General features: G+C 62.8%; 16 protein-coding genes. 3 read left to right on the top strand and 13 right to left on the bottom strand.

The window, feature by feature from the left end; all coding sequences use genetic code 11:
* Positions 1 to 2 precede the first annotated feature (2 nt).
* Genes E5P3_RS35375 through traJ form a run of 6 tightly spaced genes read right to left on the bottom strand, consistent with a single transcriptional unit; the run spans position 3 to position 7645 of the window.
* Positions 3 to 380 (bottom strand): hypothetical protein, encoded by a 378-nt coding sequence (locus E5P3_RS35375; RefSeq protein ID WP_011171724.1) that lies wholly within the window; start codon positions 378 to 380, stop codon positions 3 to 5.
* A gap of 4 nt (positions 381 to 384) precedes the next feature.
* Positions 385 to 2577, bottom strand: coding sequence for a DNA topoisomerase 3 (locus tag E5P3_RS35370; RefSeq protein ID WP_011171725.1), 2193 nt, complete (start codon positions 2575 to 2577; stop codon positions 385 to 387).
* A gap of 8 nt (positions 2578 to 2585) precedes the next feature.
* The gene (traF, locus tag E5P3_RS35365) at positions 2586 to 3122 is read right to left on the bottom strand and encodes a conjugative transfer signal peptidase TraF (RefSeq protein WP_011171726.1); all 537 of its coding nucleotides are present in this window, start codon (positions 3120 to 3122) and stop codon (positions 2586 to 2588) included.
* Positions 3119 to 5032 (bottom strand): type IV secretory system conjugative DNA transfer family protein, encoded by a 1914-nt coding sequence (locus E5P3_RS35360; protein ID WP_015063532.1) that lies wholly within the window; start codon positions 5030 to 5032, stop codon positions 3119 to 3121. The genes traF and E5P3_RS35360 overlap by 4 nt, the downstream gene beginning before the upstream one ends.
* Complete coding sequence (gene traI, locus E5P3_RS35355) at positions 5029 to 7221, bottom strand: TraI/MobA(P) family conjugative relaxase (protein WP_015063533.1); 2193 nt, start codon at positions 7219 to 7221, stop codon at positions 5029 to 5031. Before traI ends, E5P3_RS35360 begins: the two co-directional genes overlap by 4 nt.
* Before the next feature lie 34 nt (positions 7222 to 7255).
* Entirely contained in the window at positions 7256 to 7645 is a 390-nt protein-coding gene (traJ, locus tag E5P3_RS35350) for a conjugal transfer transcriptional regulator TraJ (protein ID WP_011171731.1), read from the bottom strand.
* Between the two features lie 391 nt (positions 7646 to 8036).
* On the opposite strand from traJ, the gene E5P3_RS35345 reads away from it, so the two are divergent.
* The 3 genes from E5P3_RS35345 to E5P3_RS35335 are packed head-to-tail and all read left to right on the top strand — an operon-like array spanning position 8037 to position 9597.
* Entirely contained in the window at positions 8037 to 8435 is a 399-nt protein-coding gene (locus E5P3_RS35345) for a TraK family protein (protein WP_011171732.1), read from the top strand.
* Positions 8435 to 9160, top strand: coding sequence for a nucleotide-binding protein (locus E5P3_RS35340; RefSeq protein WP_011171733.1), 726 nt, complete (start codon positions 8435 to 8437; stop codon positions 9158 to 9160). The genes E5P3_RS35345 and E5P3_RS35340 overlap by 1 nt, the downstream gene beginning before the upstream one ends.
* Complete coding sequence (locus E5P3_RS35335) at positions 9160 to 9597, top strand: conjugal transfer protein TraM (protein ID WP_011171734.1); 438 nt, start codon at positions 9160 to 9162, stop codon at positions 9595 to 9597. The genes E5P3_RS35340 and E5P3_RS35335 overlap by 1 nt, the downstream gene beginning before the upstream one ends.
* Positions 9598 to 9667: 70 nt before the next feature.
* Here the strand turns inward: E5P3_RS35335 and E5P3_RS35330 are convergent, their stop codons facing one another.
* The 7 genes from E5P3_RS35330 to E5P3_RS35300 form a co-directional block, all read right to left on the bottom strand.
* The gene (locus E5P3_RS35330) at positions 9668 to 10318 is read right to left on the bottom strand and encodes an IncP plasmid survival protein KfrC family protein (RefSeq protein WP_220812009.1); all 651 of its coding nucleotides are present in this window, start codon (positions 10316 to 10318) and stop codon (positions 9668 to 9670) included.
* 30 nt (positions 10319 to 10348) lie between these two features.
* The gene (locus E5P3_RS35325; protein ID WP_015063536.1) at positions 10349 to 10693 is read right to left on the bottom strand and encodes a KfrB domain-containing protein; all 345 of its coding nucleotides are present in this window, start codon (positions 10691 to 10693) and stop codon (positions 10349 to 10351) included.
* A gap of 16 nt (positions 10694 to 10709) precedes the next feature.
* Positions 10710 to 11318 (bottom strand): Fic/DOC family protein, encoded by a 609-nt coding sequence (locus tag E5P3_RS35320; RefSeq protein ID WP_011171676.1) that lies wholly within the window; start codon positions 11316 to 11318, stop codon positions 10710 to 10712.
* Positions 11315 to 11503: an antitoxin VbhA family protein gene (locus tag E5P3_RS35315; protein ID WP_011171677.1), complete on the bottom strand. Its 189-nt coding sequence runs from the start codon at positions 11501 to 11503 to the stop codon at positions 11315 to 11317. Before E5P3_RS35315 ends, E5P3_RS35320 begins: the two co-directional genes overlap by 4 nt.
* A gap of 64 nt (positions 11504 to 11567) precedes the next feature.
* Entirely contained in the window at positions 11568 to 12584 is a 1017-nt protein-coding gene (locus E5P3_RS35310) for a DNA-binding protein (RefSeq protein ID WP_011171678.1), read from the bottom strand.
* A 194-nt stretch (positions 12585 to 12778) separates the two neighbouring features.
* Positions 12779 to 13852 (bottom strand): transcriptional repressor gene korB, encoded by a 1074-nt coding sequence (locus tag E5P3_RS35305; protein ID WP_011171679.1) that lies wholly within the window; start codon positions 13850 to 13852, stop codon positions 12779 to 12781.
* Positions 13849 to 14622 (bottom strand): ParA family protein (locus tag E5P3_RS35300; protein WP_162572150.1); only part of this gene is annotated, 774 nt, incomplete at its 5' end. The genes E5P3_RS35305 and E5P3_RS35300, both read right to left, overlap by 4 nt.

Genomic DNA, 14622 nt, shown 5'->3' with positions numbered 1-14622 from the left:
GATCAGCCCTCCTTGGCCTTGCGTGCGGCGGCCTGGGCGACCGACTCGCCGGGGCGCAGCTCGTACAGCTTGCGGGCGTTGGTGGTCGAGACGATGCGCGGGAGGTCTGCGCTCGGGCCGTCATCGTCAAGGAATGCCGGCTCCAGCGACCCATCGCCGGCCAGGTCGGCCAGGTCGTCGGTGCTGGCGAGGGCATCGCCTTCGCTCAAGGCGTCTTCTGCGAACGCGCCGGCACGGTCGGCCTCGTCGGGATCGAATTCGGCCTGGTAGCCGGGCGTCTGTGCATCGGTCAGCTTCTCGCGCAAGGCTTCCGCGCTGGCTGCGGCGTCGTCAATGGCCGGGATCACTTCGGCGGCCTGGTCGTTGGTTTGCTGGGTCATGTCATCACTCCTTCGGTTTGCTGTAATCGGGCTTGCCCTTGATGTCGGGATAGGTCTGTGTGCATGTCGGGTAGTTGCTGCAACCCCACCAGAACATGCCTTTCTTCTTCGTGCTGGCCCGCCTAGACAAGCCGCTGCCGCAAGCCATGCACTTGTGCAGCTCCGACACCTTTGGCGTCTCTCGCGGCACGGGCTTGCCGGCCTTGTCTTCGCAGACGAACTTGCAGCCATCGGCGAAGCCGGTGCATCCCCAAAAGAACTCGTTCTTTTCCTTCTTCTTGATGCGGCGCAACGGCTTGGCGCAGAGCGGGCAAGGGTGCGTGTCAACCTTGATTGCCAGCCCGTTTTCCTTCACGCCGGCCACCTCGCCAGCGATGTAGTCCATCAGCTCGCGCACGAATGATTCGGTGTCGCGCTGGCCGGCCTGGATGGCCTTCTGCTGCTCATGCCAGAGCGCGGTCATGTCGGGGAATTTGGCCTGGTCGGGCAGGGCGTCGTAGAACTCTTCGGCCGTGGGTGTGGGCACGATGTTCTTGCCTTGCTCGACCAGGTAGGCGCGCTCGAAGAGCGTGGCGATGATGCTGTCTCGCGTGGCCGGCGTCCCGATGCCGCCATGCTCGCCTTCCTTGCCCTTGTCCTTCTCCAGCAGCAGCTTGCGCAGGCGGTCGTCGCGGATGTACTTGGCAACGCGGGTCAAGTCCCCTAGCAGGGTCGCCATCGTGTAGAGCGGCTGCGGCTTCGTTTCCTGCTTGGCGGCCTCGGCATCGACGCAGACGCCGGCCTGGCCGTCGCGCAGCGTGCGTATGTCGATGGACAGGTCGTTCTCGTCGCCTTCCAGGTCTTCATTGCCCGCGTCGTTCTTGTAGAGAACAAGCCAGCCTTGGCGCGTGGTGACGTTGGAGCGCACGGCGAAGCGGTGCCCCTCGGACTCCACCAGCACATCGGTCTGGTCGTATTGGTGCTTGGGCCAGAACTGCGCGATGTAGGCGCGGGCGATCAGCAAATAGATCTTCTGTTCCCCCTCGCTCAACGCCGCCAGGTTCGCCGTCGCCTCTGTTGGAATGATCCCGTGGTGGGCGGAAACCTTGGACGAATTGAAGGCCCGGCTCTTGATCGAGGGATCGGCCCGCTGCGCAACGGCGGCCAACATGGGCGCGGTCTGCGTGATCGCCGCCAGCACGCCCGGCGCGTCCCCGTGCTGCTCGTCGCTGAGGTATTCGCAGTCGCTGCGGTTGTACGTGATGAGCTTGTGCTTTTCGCGCAGCGACTGCGTTATGTCCTTGGTCTGGTCGGGCTTGAAACCGAACTTGCGGGAGGCATCGGTTTGCAGCTTCAACAGGTTGTAAGGCAAGGGCGGATGCTGTTCTTTCTGCTTGGTGTCGGCGCTGACGATTCGCGCAGGCTTGCCCTTGACGGCATCCGCGATGGCCTGGGCATGCTGCTCTTCGATCAGCCGGCCCTTCTCGTCCACTGGATCGGCTTCAACGATCTGATACCGCGCAGGGAAGGCAACGCCTTCGACCTCAAACCGTCCGGTGACGTTGTAGTAGTACGCCTTCTTGTGGGCCTTGAATGCCCGCGTGCGGCGCACGACAAGGCCGACGATGGGGGTCTGCACCCGGCCCACGCTCATGACGCCCTGGTAGCCCTTCTGGCGGGCCGCCAGGGTGTAGGCGCGGGTCATGTTGTAGCCGTAGAGCTGGTCGCCCACGCTGCGGGCCTCGGCGGCGGCCGACAGGCCGGCGAACTCGCGGTTGTCGCGCATGCTCTCCAGCGCCTTGCGCACAACCTTGGTGTTGTTGTCGTTGATGAGAACCCGCTTCACCGGAAGAGTGCAGCCGGCGTACTCCAGGATTTCATCGACAAGAAGCTGCCCTTCATCGTCGGGGTCGCCAGCGTTGACGACGCTGCTGGCTTTCTTCAACAGGCCGAGAATGACCTTGAGCTGGTCCTTCGCGCCCTTGTCACCGCTGGGCTTCTTCTTCCAAGGAATATGGGACATGGGCAGGTCGTCCATGTTCCATTTGCTGTATCGCTCGTCGTAGTCCTCGGGGTCCAGCAGTTGCAGCATGTGGCCGTAGCACCAGGCCACATAGTCGCCGCCGCAGTCGTAGTACCCGTCCTTGCGGCTTCCGCCTCCCAAGCCTTCGACAATGGCTTTCGCCAGGTCGGGCTTTTCTGCAATGAACAAACGCATGGTGCCTCCTACCAGGTGATGACCGGGACGATCACGGTCTTGATTTGCGAAACGTTGACCGGCCCGAAGTAGCGGCCGTCGAACGATGTGCCGCTCACGTCCGACATAAGCAGCACCTCGGAATTGCCCAGCTCGTAGCTGTTGGTCTGGTAGCGCGGCAAGGGCCGGCCAGCCTTGTCGGTCTTGAGCGGTGCGCTCAGTGGCAGCAGTGCGCCATTCACTCGCACGCCGTCATCGGCCACGGTGACGGCATCGGCTTTAGCGGCTAAAACCTTTTTCATGAGGTAGCCGTAGCCGCCAGGGCAGAACCCGCCCCCGATGTAGCCCCGTTCCTTGGCGTCACCGAACACGCCGACTTGCGGCGGGCAAAACATGACGTAAGCGCCCTTCTCTACCGGCGCGCTGCTTGCCCAATAGAGGCCGACGGGAATGCTCTTCGTGGTGTTGACGCGGGCACCGGCTGCATAGCAGGCAACGCCCAAGGCGAGCACGGCAGCGCCGCCGATGGCGGTGCCGATGGTGATCCGTTTCAGCAAGCGGCTCATATCGTGATCCCCTCCCCTGCGGGCGCGACAAAGCTGTTACGCAGCTTGTCGCTGTTCTTCGGTGCGGGAATCGCCGCCCGCGCCTGAAAGGTCGGGTCTTGGAAATACAGTGGCTGCTTGCCGTAGATCGCGGGATAGCCCGCGACGTACACCACCATGTCGCCGGCCTTTGCAATGTCGCCGCCCTCGGTCTTCACCGGGCCGGGCATGCGCAGGCACTCATCGGGCGTGAGCAAGGGGCGCTGAACTTCCTGGATCGTGCGCGACACCTGGCCCAGCAAAGCGCTCGTGCGCCGGCCGCTGGTGGTGATCTGCTCCTTCGCTACGGTGGTCTGGCCGGTGAGCTTGGAAAGATGCTCGGCCGTCTCAACGCGGTTCGGTGGGTAGGCGTTCTGGACGTGGCAGTTCGACGTGATGCTCTCGTCGTGGCCGTAGCCGGTTTCGCGGCTCTTGAGCTGGTTAATGTCCTGGCAAATCAGGTAGCACTTGATGCCGTAGCCGGCCACGAATGCCAGCGACTCCTGCATGATTTCGAGCTTCCCCAGGCTGGGAAACTCGTCAAGCATCATCAGCATGCGGTGCTTGTAGTGCGCCACCGGACGGCCGTTCTCGAAGTCCATCTTGTCGGCCAGCAGGCGAACGATCATGTTCACCATGACCCGCACCAACGGCCGCAGGCGGGCCTTGTCGTTTGGCTGCGTGACGATGTAGAGACTCACCGCGTTGTCGTGGTGCATCAAGTCCTTGATCTTGAATTCGGACTTGCTCACGTTGCGGGCCACGATGGGATCGCGGTACAGGGCCAAGTAGGACTTGGCGGTGGACAGCACCGATCCTGCTTCCTCGTCGGGCCGGTCCATCATGTCGCGGGCGGCAGAGCCGACAACCGGGTGGACCTGGCCGTCTACGTGGCTGTAGGTGGTCATTTCCATCCACAGCTCGCCAATGTCGCGGTTGGGGTCGGCCAGCATGGCATCGACGCCGGGCAGCGTGGCCGGCGTGCCTTCGGCCTTGGCCTTGTAGAGCGCATGCAGGATCACGCCGACAAGCAGCGCCTGGCTGGTCTTTTGCCAGTGCGATTCGAGGCCCTTGCCGTCCGGGTCAACGATCAGCGTTGCGAGGTTCTGCACGTCGCCCACTTCGTTTTCCGTGCCAAGGCGGATTTCATCGAGTGGGTTCCAGCAAACGCTACCGCTGGCCGTCGCCGGCTCGAAACGCAGAACCTTGTTCTTCGCATGCTTCTGCCGCCATCCGGCCGTCAGCGCCCACAGCTCGCCTTTCAGGTCGGTGATGACTGCGCTATGGCCCCAGGACAGCAGCGTAGGAACCACCAGGCCGACGCCCTTGCCGGAACGGGTCGGCGCATAGCAAAGCACATGCTCCGGCCCGTTGTGGCGCAAGTAGTGCTGCTTGCCCTTCTTGTCGATCCACGCGCCCACGTAGACGCCTGAGCTGGCCGCCGCATCCTTGCCGGTGATGGTTTGCCAGAACGACCGCGCACGCGGGATGAGGCCGGCCGCCTGAATGTCCCTGACGTTCGCCCAGCGGGCCGAGCCGTGCAGGTACTCGTTCACCTTCGATGAATTCGCCAGCACCATCTTGGCGACAACCAGGCTGATGAGGCCAACGCCGGTAATCGTGACGCCGATGCTTCCGGCGCGCATGAAGGCGTCGGGGTACTGGCCGTACCACTTGCCGGCCCACTGGACGATTCCCCACGGCGGGTAAATGTGGTTGATGTGCGCGCCAAGCGCGGCCTGGTACTTGAAGTCATGGGCGAAGAACTGCGTAGCAGCCTGCAATCCGCCGCCAAGGGACAGCACGGCCAGCGCCGGGATGACCTTGCCAGGCCCCTCCTTCTCGGCGCGTACCTGCGGCCCTACCGCGTTGTTGAACCTGTCTTTTGTCATCTGCTACGTCCTTTCGTCGTTTTGATGGAACCCTGGGGGGTCACGGTGATGGCATCACCAACGGCAAGGCGCTTGAGGCGTCGTGCGGTCGGCTCATCAACTGGCAGCACCATGACTTCCTCGCCGCGTGTCAGAAGGGCCAGTGATTGCCCCTCGACCTGGCGGATGCCGGCGAAAGTCGCGGCCCCGTCCTGCCCGTCAGTATAGCGGGAGTGCTTCGGTATATCGAATCCTTTAAGGCGCTTGCCCTCCCGCTCCGCTATGTATTTGTCGGCGGCAGCGGCAACCTGCGGGCTTAGTCTTCCTGGCCCAAAAATATCCCGTCGCAGGCCGTCAACTGGTTTGGCTCCTTGTTGCTCCACGTCACCAGGAACATGACGCGGCAATAGCACTTCACTTCCGCTGGCGAGCTGAACCACACCGAGTTGGGACAGTCTTCGCAGACGGTTTTGGCTTTGGGGCGGCGGCTTTCGTCCAACGCGGCCAACGTTGGGCTTGGTGGTCCGTCCGGCTGCGGCGGCTCGTGGCTGTCCGGCTCGGGCGGCTCCGGGGATTGCGGCAATGGCTGGTCCACTGCCGCTAATGCCGCCTCCAGCAGCTCGTCCTCGGTCGGTTCGGTCATGGTCGTTCTCCTTCGTGGTTGCTTGGGTCAATAGTTCTTGACGGCGGCGCTCCAGGGCGTCGTCGTCAAAGGTGATGGGTAATTTCGAGGCCGCCGCCGCTTGGGCGATCTGCTCTTTGAATGCCGGCGTGCCGCCGACGCTGATGCGGTCGCCGTAGCGATCCATTGCCATGCGCAACGCGGCCTGCATGCCGTCCTGGTCGGCCCCGCGCGAGACTTTCAGGCGGTCGCCATCGTCGCGGACGGCGGTAGGGCCGACGCGATAGATGATCGTGCCCTTCTTCGTCACGCTGTCCTGCTCTGCAGCGGCCGCCTGGGGCCGCAGCGGCCCCGTGCCGGCCACGGTGTTGCCCTTGAGGCCCTGGGCAGCATCGCGGGCGCGCAGCGCCCCTAGCGCCTCCTGGTCGCCCTCTGCGGCCTTGGCGCGCAGCCAATCGGCCCACGCACGGCGCTGGTACTTCTCATGTATCTCTTGCCGTTCCTTGAGGTACTGCTTGTTGATCTTCTCGATCTCGGATTTCATGGTCTTGCTGGTGGCCGAATACATCAGCTTCTTGCCCACGCCGGCCCCTGAAATCAGCTTGATGGTCGAACGCTTGAGCCGCCCGCTACGCTTCGCGGCTTCAATGAGGCGGTCTTTCTTCGCCCTCGCCTTCTCCCATTCGGCCGTGCGCGATCCGCTGATGGTGAGTTGATCGGCCTTGTACTTCGCGTGCAGCTCTACCGTGTTGACACGGGACCGCACCGGCTTCTTGTCGTACTGTTTGCGCGGCTTCTGCGCTGCGCGCTCCAAGTGCTCGGCCGATGGCTCGAAGGTGCCCAGCCTTTCTTCCAGCTTGGCCTTGGAGAATTCGCGGCCGATGGAACTGGCCTTGACGGCAAGGCCGTCAGCGGCTTGGATCACGAACCCATTGCCGCGCTCGCGCAGCTCCAGGCCGTTGTCCCGCATGACCTGGTGCAGAGCCTCCCACGACTGCGCGGCCTGCATGTCTGCGGCGCATTCGCGCTTGACCCAGCCCTGCAGGCTTTCGACGCCTGCATGCCGCTCCATGTCTTGGGCGCGGCCCTCCGATACCAGCTTGTTCCCCTGGTGGTTGTCGCGCTCCAGGCCGTATTCGCGTTCGAGCTTTTCGCAGAGCTGCCCGAGCGTGTGATAAGCGTTGAATGGCTCCAGGATCGTGTAGCGCGTTGGGTGAATCTTGTTGATGGCGATGTGAATGTGCAGGTTGTCGGTGTCGTGGTGAACGGCACTGACGCGCTGATGCTCGCCAAACCCCAGCCCTTCGCATATCCGCGCCTCGATGGCCTTCAAGGTCGCGTCGTCGGGTTGCTCGCCTGGCCGGAAGCTGACGATCAGGTGATACGTCTTGTCGGCCCCCGACCGGGTGTTTTGCGCCTGGGTGTTGAGGACTTCGGTGATCGCCACTTCGGGCCGGTCTGTGTGGCAGTTCGTGACAGCCACGTAGCCCACGCGCTCGTTCTTCGCCTGTTCGTCGGTGATGTACTTCACCAGACCGGCGAAGTCACTCTTCTGCACCGTCTTCATGGAAACGTGCTTTGCGATCACGGCCACCCCCCGCAATTTTTAGCGGCTAAAGGGCTCATCGCTTCACCCTTGGAGTGACAACCTCCTGCATGACCTCGTGCATGCGGTCCTGCGTGGATTCGATCCTCGACAACAGGGCGAGGATGGTCGTCTCTCCAAACTGGAGCGTCCTCACGTCATCGGTGAGCCACAGCTTCAGCAGCCCACCCAGCCGCCCAAGGTCGCCATTGATGCGAGCAAGTTCTTCAACTCGCTTGTTGTCCAGGATGCCGGGCACCTGGTAGCCAAGACCCACGTTCCGCAGGTACGCCGCCACGGGAAGCCCGACCGAAGCCGCCAGTCGTTTGATTTCGGCTTCCTCGTCGGGAAGCACGGGGACGCGCAAATGCCGGCCCGCTTTGCGGGTCGGCATTCGCGGATCGTCGCTGTTTCTTGTCTTTGCCATTGGCCTCTCTTTAGCGGCTAAAGCCGCGCACCTCAGACGGCGGTAGCCGTCAGCCTCGCAGAGCAGGATTCCCCGTTGAGCACGAAGTGCGAATAAGGGGATAGTGAAGATAGATAACCGGCTTTCCGGTTAGCTAACTTCACCTATCCTGCCCGCCTTTCGGCGGTATGAACACCAAGGAAAGCATACACCACCGCGCCGCATTTAACCGCTGTTATTGCGCTGAAAGCTAACCGATATAGCGAAAAAGCGCATAGGATGCCTATAATCAGCCTCAATCGCCTTGTTTCAGCGCACTGTCAGCACATTGACAGCGCTGTAACAGCGATCTTTTTGCGATCTAACGCAGTGCTAGAGTTGTACGCAATAGGAACGACATGGAAAACGAACGATGCCGAAGAGCTACCCCGAAGAGCTGGCCGAATGGGTGAAAAAACGCGAAGCAACCAGGCCGAGACAGGACAAGAACGTGGTGGCGTTCTTGGCCCTCAAGAGCGACGTGCAGGACGCAATCGCGGCCGGCTATTCGCTTCTAACGATCTGGGAGCATCTGCACGAGAAGGGGAAGATCCCGTATCGCTACGAAACCTTCTTGAAGCATGTACGCCGGCACATCAAGGGCCGGCCTCCTGCGGTGGTAGACGGCCAGCCATCGACGCCACCAGACCCGCCACGTCCACCCGCTGCAGGCAAGACCGCTGCACCACGGCCGCAACAACCAACGAAGTCAGCGCCAGCTCCGGCCGGCTTCAAATTTGACTCTCAACCGAAAAAAGAGGATTTACTGTAATGGCGAAAATTCACATGGTTCTGCAAGGCAAGGGCGGGGTGGGCAAGTCGTTCATCGCGGCCACCTTGGCACAGTACAAGGCAAGCAAGGGTCAGAAGCCACTCTGCATCGACACGGACCCGGTGAACGCCACGTTCGCCGGCTACAAAGCCCTCGGGGTGAAGCGCCTCCAGATCATGGAAGGCGACGAAATCAACCCGCGCAACTTCGATACCTTGGTCGAATTAGTTGCGCCGTCGAAGGATGACGTAATCATCGACAACGGGGCCAGCTCGTTCGTGCCGCTTTCGCACTACCTCATCAGCAACCAGGTGCCGGCACTCCTGGCAGACATGGGGCATGAACTGGTCGTGCATACGGTCATCACGGGCGGCCAGGCTCTTCTTGACACCGTGAGCGGCTTTTCGCAGCTCGTGAGCCAGTTCCCCACGGAAGCAATTTTCGTGGTGTGGCTGAATCCGTATTGGGGGCCGATTGAGCACGAAGGTAAGGGCTTTGAACAGTTGAAGGCATACACGGCCAACAAGGCCCGCGTTTCGGCCATCGTGTCGATTCCAGCCCTCAAGGAAGAAACCTACGGCCGCGATCTGAGCGACATGCTGCAGGAACGTTTGACGTTCGATGAAGCCCTGGCGATGGACTCCCTCACGATCATGACCAGGCAGCGGCTCAAGATCGTGAAGGGCCAGCTCTTCGGCCAGCTCGATAGCGCAGCGGTGCTGTGATGGCCGACCAGGTAGAGGAACTCATCAAGGAGATTGCCGCGAAGCACGGCATAGCCGTCTCGCGTGATGATCCGATCCTGGTCCTGCAGACGATCAACAACCGGCTGATGCAGGACAGCTCCAAGGCGCAACAGGCCCAGCTCGATCAGTACAAGGAAGAGCTGGAGGCCCTGGCGCTCCGCTGGGGGACGGACGCCAAAGACAAGGCCGAGCGCATCCTGAATGCGGCACTGACCGCAAGCAAAGGGGCGATGGACAAGGCCATGCAGGAGAACGCCAAGAGCACGGCAGCCACGGTGCGCGCCGAGGTCGATGCAGCCTTGGGCCGTGTCGCTGGCCAGGTCAAGGATGCGCGGCGGATCGGCCTGCTGAACGTGCTTGCATCGTGCATCACGCTCGCGGCGGCGGCGGTTGCGTTGTGGGTAGCGCTGCGATAGCGCAGCGCCTGCAGGCGCGCATAAAAAAGCCCGGCATCGCCGGGCTTCTTTTTTTGGGGATGCGGCGCAGCTAGCGCGCCTGCGAAAGCCCTAGCCGCACGCCTCGGCCGGTTCGTTCGATCTGCTCTCGACGCTCGCGGTCCTGAGCCTGCTTTTTCTCCTGCTCTTCCTTGCGCTGCAGGGCTTCGTGCCGGCGCTGCGCTTCGCGCATGTCGGCCCATTCGCTGGCAAGCTCTGGCTCTTGAGCACGCAGCTTTCGAGCGGCAAGCTCTTCGATGCGGGGGGAATGGATGCCCATGCCCTCCTTGATTTCACGGACGGTTTCTAGCCGTCCATGCAGGCGCTGCAAGGTGGCTTGCTGCTGCTGCATCTGCTGTTGCCACTTGGCACGGGTCGAGGGCAAAGCAAGCATGCCCGGCTGCTTGGCCTGCGCCTGCTGCATCCGGGATTCTTGCCGCTCGATCAGGTCTTCAAGCCGGTCCTCGATCCTTTCCGCCTGGTCGTGCTTCGCCTCGACCTGCGCCGCGAAAGCGGCGCTGTATTGAGACTCCAAGGGGGAGGCTTCAAGCAAGGCCGCTTGCTCGGCCTGGGCCTCCAGGGCGCGATCCTGCAGGGCGTCGGCTTGAACCTCTGCGTCTGCGCCGGCCTGGCGGGCACCGGCAAGCGTGGCGCGGGCGGTTTGCTGCGTCTGCTGCTGCAGTCGCTCCCTGGGAATGCTCATGGCCTTGGCTCCTTTTTAGCGGCTAAAGCTTCATCGGGACAACCCTCGCCCCAGCTTGATGGATGACGGGGCGACTTGCGCCTTGTCACCATCGTATTTGATGCTGGAATTGCTCCCGATTTCAGGTACTTTATCGAAATTCGTCCGGTCATGCTGGACGAACTGTTTGCCGACCTGTTGATACACATGATCTTTGTCGGCATGGACGATCACTCCATCGTGGCTCTGGCTCTTGTCGGCCTTGGTGGATAGGTGGATGTTGTAAATCCCCGGCTTGATCGGGCCGGCTTTTTCGACCTTATCCGTGGCCCACTGTCCTCCCTGCTCGCTCTGAACGAGCCTCTGCCCGTTCATCACAAGAAGGCGCTGTTTCATTCCAATACTCCTAGACTCATGGGTTAAAAAAAAGCTGGTCTGGCATGCCAGCGCGAATAAGGCCAGCCATACCGCTTGAGTCGCCGTTGTAGGCCTCGATTGACGCCTGGGTCATGCTGGCCTGACTGACCCCGCTCCAGTCGATCCTGTGGCCCGCCTGCTGGGCCAGTTGCCCGATGAACTCACGCTGCGTCCTGCCGTTCCCTTCACGGAAGGGATGAAGCACGTTGATTTCCCCGAGATAGTGGCCGGCCCGCTTGCTGAACTCGTCGGCATCGAGGCCGCGCAAGAGCTGTTCCTTGGCAAGCTGCCCAAAGAGCTGCTGCGCCGCGCTCTGGATCGCAACCTGCCGGGCAAACATGGTGCTGCCTTTCGAGATTTCGACCTGGCGGATTTGGCCCGCCCAGTCGTACACGTCGCCAAAAAGGCGCTTGTGAATTCGCTGCAGGTGCGCTAAATCGAATTTGCCTTTAACGGGCTGCTCGCGCAATTCGCTGGCCCGCAAAAAGGAAAGGGTGGATTCGGCTTTATCGAGTCCACCCTGTTCCTTGATTCCAAGGAGATTGCGGAGAACACCCGTTTCGCTGTCCAGGTAAGGATCGCCGCGATCCCCGGCGTATTTCATGCCATTTCTAGCCGCATGCGCGCCTTGTACTGGTCCACGGCGGCACCGATGGTCATCTCGCCACGCGCCCAGCGCTCGGCGTCGGCCACGGCCTGCGCATCGGGCTCTAAGCCCTCGATGCGCTGGCTCGCAAGGGCGCTTTGCACCACGGCGCGGCGCTCGGTCTGTTCCTGCTCTGCGATCATGATTTTTGCCCCTCGGATGTAGCTGCCAAACAACATGCCATTTTAGCGCAAAACCCCCGAAATATCAGTCCTTTTTGGTACGTGAAACGGCCTTATCGGCTTTTTCCGAGTCTCGGAATGCGGCCATCAATTGCGTGTGCTGCTCCTTGAAGGCTTCGAGCTGGCCGCGCAGCCCTGCCGCCTCTTCCCGCGCCGCAGCCGCGTCCCGCTGCGCCTGGTCGCGCTCGGCCTGGGCACCAGTGAAGCGCTCGACCATGCGCGCCGCTTCCTGGGCGGCCGTCTTGCGCTGCTCCTGGTGCGCCTCTGCCTGGGACTCCGCACGGGCCTTGACGCCGGCCAGCTCGCTCCGCAACGCCTCGACCTGGACCTGAGCCTGGCGTAGTTGGTCGGCCAGCTTGACGCCTTCGGCCTCGGCCAGCTCCTGGCGCTGCTGCACCTTGTCGCGTTCGGTGCGCAGGCTATCGGCCGTGGCCTTGGCCTGGGCGGCGGCAGTCTCGGCCTCGGCGTGCGCGTGATCGAGTTCGGCGCGCAGCTCACCCGCCCGACGCTCAATTTCTTCGGCCCGGCCCTCGGCCACGGCGGCCCGCTGCTGCATGCCCAGCAGGGCGGTATGCCCTTCCTCGATCTGCTGCCGGCTCGCCTCGGCCAGCTCGGCCGCCTGGCGAGCCGCCGCCTCCAGCTCGGCAATGCGGCCCTGCGCCGCCTCCAGCTCGGCCGCCTGCGACTCGTAGGCGTCGGCCATCTGTTTGTTCAGCGTCTCGGCCTCGATGCGCTCCGCGTCCCAGCCCGCTTGCGCAGCCCGAAGGGACTCGTTCGCCAGCTCCTGGGCCTCCTTCCACAAGGACGCCAGCGCGGCGCTGCTGGCCTGCTGAACGGCCTCGGGCACCTGGACGGCCACCGGGGCCGCCTGGGCGGTCTGCGCACGCCGCCATTCCTTCATGCCAGCGCTGGCGTCGTTCATGTTGACGCGGGCGACCTTCCGCACGGCATCGACCGTGGGAAAGGCGGCCCGGCCGGCCTGCTCGTAGAGCGAATCAGCGGCGGCAAAGATGCGGTCGCGGGTGTCTTTGGCAAGTTCCATGGTGCGCGGCTCCGGGTTGAGTAATACGATAATAAGAGTTATATTATTATTATTATTCTTACCTGTCAAGCGTTTAGCTAAACTTTTTTTAGCGGCTAAAACCGTGGGACGAAAAAAAACCCGCCGGGAGCGGGCGGGCTTGTGGGGTGCGGCGTGGGCCTGGGCGCGGCCCTGCGGGGGAATCAGGGCTTGGTTTAGCCTTCCAGCAGGGCCACCAGAGTGACGCTGCTCAAGTTGGCTTCAAACTCTTGGCCGTCATCCTCGTACTTCAACCAGGCGAAGCCCTCGGCCGGTGGGCGACGGTTGAGGATCAGCCGGGCAGGGCGTTCGTTGTGCTGCACCTGGACGATGGCCTTTTTCAGCTTGTCGGGGTCGGGCTCCTTCTCTTCCTTCTTGGAGTCAGAACCTGAACCCTGCTCGCCGTCGCCAGCTTCGGCGTCCGTCTTTCCGGTGAGTACGTCTACCGTATTCGGATCGCGGTCGTCGTCCTCGTGCTTGCGCTTGTCGTCCAGAAACTCGCGCAGCAGCTTGACCGAACCCCGCGTGATTTCCTGGTTCTCATCTTCCAGCCAGTCCGTGACCTCCTGCGGCTTCTTCTTGAACGCCGTCACCAGCTCGTTGACCACGGTAACGTCCTTGACGCGGCCCGAGTTGAACGCCTCGGCAATGGGATCAGGCAAGTCCAGCAGCGCGGCATGCTGCGTCACGAAGGCGGGCGACTTGCTGATGGCCTTGGCAATCTCGCCCTTCTTGACTCCCTTCGCCAGCTCGCGGCCGATGTAGTCGGCAATCTCGCGGGCCGTCAGTTCATTGCGCTGCAGGTTCTCCACCACCTGGTCGGCCTCGTTGTAGTCGTTGTCGATGAAGCCGGGGATCGTGGCCTTGTCGGCTCGCTTCGAGCCACGGAAGCGACGCGCGCCGTGGTTGATGAGGTAGCGACCAGGCGCATCCGGGTTGTCGCGCACGGAAATGGGGGTCTTGACGCCACGGAGGCGGATCGAGGCGGCCAGCTCGTCCAGGCTCTCGTCGGAGAAACCGGGGTTGTCCTCTGTGCGCGGCTGGTGCGGGTCTTCATCAATCAGGCCCATGTCCAGGTCCAGCGGCCCGCCACCGTTCGCGGCGGCCGTAGGGCCGGCCAGGAGCGCCGACAGGTCGCCCATGCCCTCCAGGCCCAGCCCACCGGCTTGCGGCTTCGCCTCGGCCTCGGGAGCGGCCTTTGCAGGCGTCTTCGACTTGGGGGCAATCTTCTTGTTTGCGGCGGTGCTCATTGCGCGATCTCCATCTTTTCAAAAACATAGGCGGCCAAAGCGCGAACTTCGTGCGTGGCCTTGCGGGCGGCGGTCTTCCTGATCTTCCAGACGGGCACCCCGGACGCCAGGGCGTCGGCAATGCTGCTGCGCAGGCCGATGCTGGCCGGCGCCATCAGCTTCGGATAGGCCGCCTGTAGCTCGACCTGGTGGCGCACATGGCGCGGGTTCCTCGCGTCTACCTTGGACGGCACCATGCCCAGGAACTGCAGGCCGGCGTTCTCCTTGCGGACGTTCATGATCGTGGTCAGCATCATCTTGATGCCCTGAATGCTGTACGCCTCCAGCTCGATAGGGGACAGCACGCAATCGGCTGCGTAGAGCGCGGCCACCAGGGCAACGCCAAGGCCGGGTGCCGTGTCGATCAGGCACACGTCGAACCCTTGGCCAGCCAGCGCCTTGAGGTTGGCTTTCAGGTTCTGCTTGGCCTTGTCCAGCGGCAGAAAAACGGCATTGGCCAGCTCGGGATCTGCTTCGATCAGGGCCAGGCGTGCGCCGTCGCTATCGGCCGCGGCTGCGCCTCGCCAGCCATCGGCCGGCACCGGACCAAAGAAACCGCTCGCCCGAGCCTCGATCTTGTACTGCGCCAGGGTGAAGGAGGCATTGGCTTGCGTGTCCAGGTCGATTACGGCAACGCGAAGGCCACGCTCCAGGAAGTCGAACGCCAGGTGAACAACACTCGAAGTCTTCCCGACTCCGCCTTTCTGTTGAGCGACGACCAGGGTTTTCAT

Origin of the sequence: Variovorax sp. RA8, assembly GCF_901827175.1 — a bacterium.
Taxonomy (GTDB): Bacteria; Pseudomonadota; Gammaproteobacteria; order Burkholderiales; family Burkholderiaceae_C; genus Variovorax.
Note: the sequence above shows the minus strand (reverse complement) of the source record. Positions and strands in the feature narration are given on the sequence as shown.

Bases quoted from the DNA above. Each gene is read 5' to 3' on its own strand.
- E5P3_RS35375 (WP_011171724.1), bottom strand. From the start codon at position 380: ATGACCCAGCAAACCAACGACCAGGCCGCCGAAGTGATCCCGGCCATT.
- E5P3_RS35370 (WP_011171725.1), bottom strand. From the start codon at position 2,577: ATGCGTTTGTTCATTGCAGAAAAGCCCGACCTGGCGAAAGCCATTGTC.
- traF (WP_011171726.1), bottom strand. From the start codon at position 3,122: ATGAGCCGCTTGCTGAAACGGATCACCATCGGCACCGCCATCGGCGGC.
- E5P3_RS35360 (WP_015063532.1), bottom strand. From the start codon at position 5,032: ATGACAAAAGACAGGTTCAACAACGCGGTAGGGCCGCAGGTACGCGCC.
- traJ (WP_011171731.1), bottom strand. From the start codon at position 7,645: ATGGCAAAGACAAGAAACAGCGACGATCCGCGAATGCCGACCCGCAAA.
- E5P3_RS35345 (WP_011171732.1), top strand. From the start codon at position 8,037: ATGCCGAAGAGCTACCCCGAAGAGCTGGCCGAATGGGTGAAAAAACGC.
- E5P3_RS35340 (WP_011171733.1), top strand. From the start codon at position 8,435: ATGGCGAAAATTCACATGGTTCTGCAAGGCAAGGGCGGGGTGGGCAAG.
- E5P3_RS35335 (WP_011171734.1), top strand. From the start codon at position 9,160: ATGGCCGACCAGGTAGAGGAACTCATCAAGGAGATTGCCGCGAAGCAC.
- E5P3_RS35330 (WP_220812009.1), bottom strand. From the start codon at position 10,318: ATGAGCATTCCCAGGGAGCGACTGCAGCAGCAGACGCAGCAAACCGCC.
- E5P3_RS35325 (WP_015063536.1), bottom strand. From the start codon at position 10,693: ATGAAACAGCGCCTTCTTGTGATGAACGGGCAGAGGCTCGTTCAGAGC.
- E5P3_RS35320 (WP_011171676.1), bottom strand. From the start codon at position 11,318: ATGAAATACGCCGGGGATCGCGGCGATCCTTACCTGGACAGCGAAACG.
- E5P3_RS35315 (WP_011171677.1), bottom strand. From the start codon at position 11,503: ATGATCGCAGAGCAGGAACAGACCGAGCGCCGCGCCGTGGTGCAAAGC.
- E5P3_RS35310 (WP_011171678.1), bottom strand. From the start codon at position 12,584: ATGGAACTTGCCAAAGACACCCGCGACCGCATCTTTGCCGCCGCTGAT.
- E5P3_RS35305 (WP_011171679.1), bottom strand. From the start codon at position 13,852: ATGAGCACCGCCGCAAACAAGAAGATTGCCCCCAAGTCGAAGACGCCT.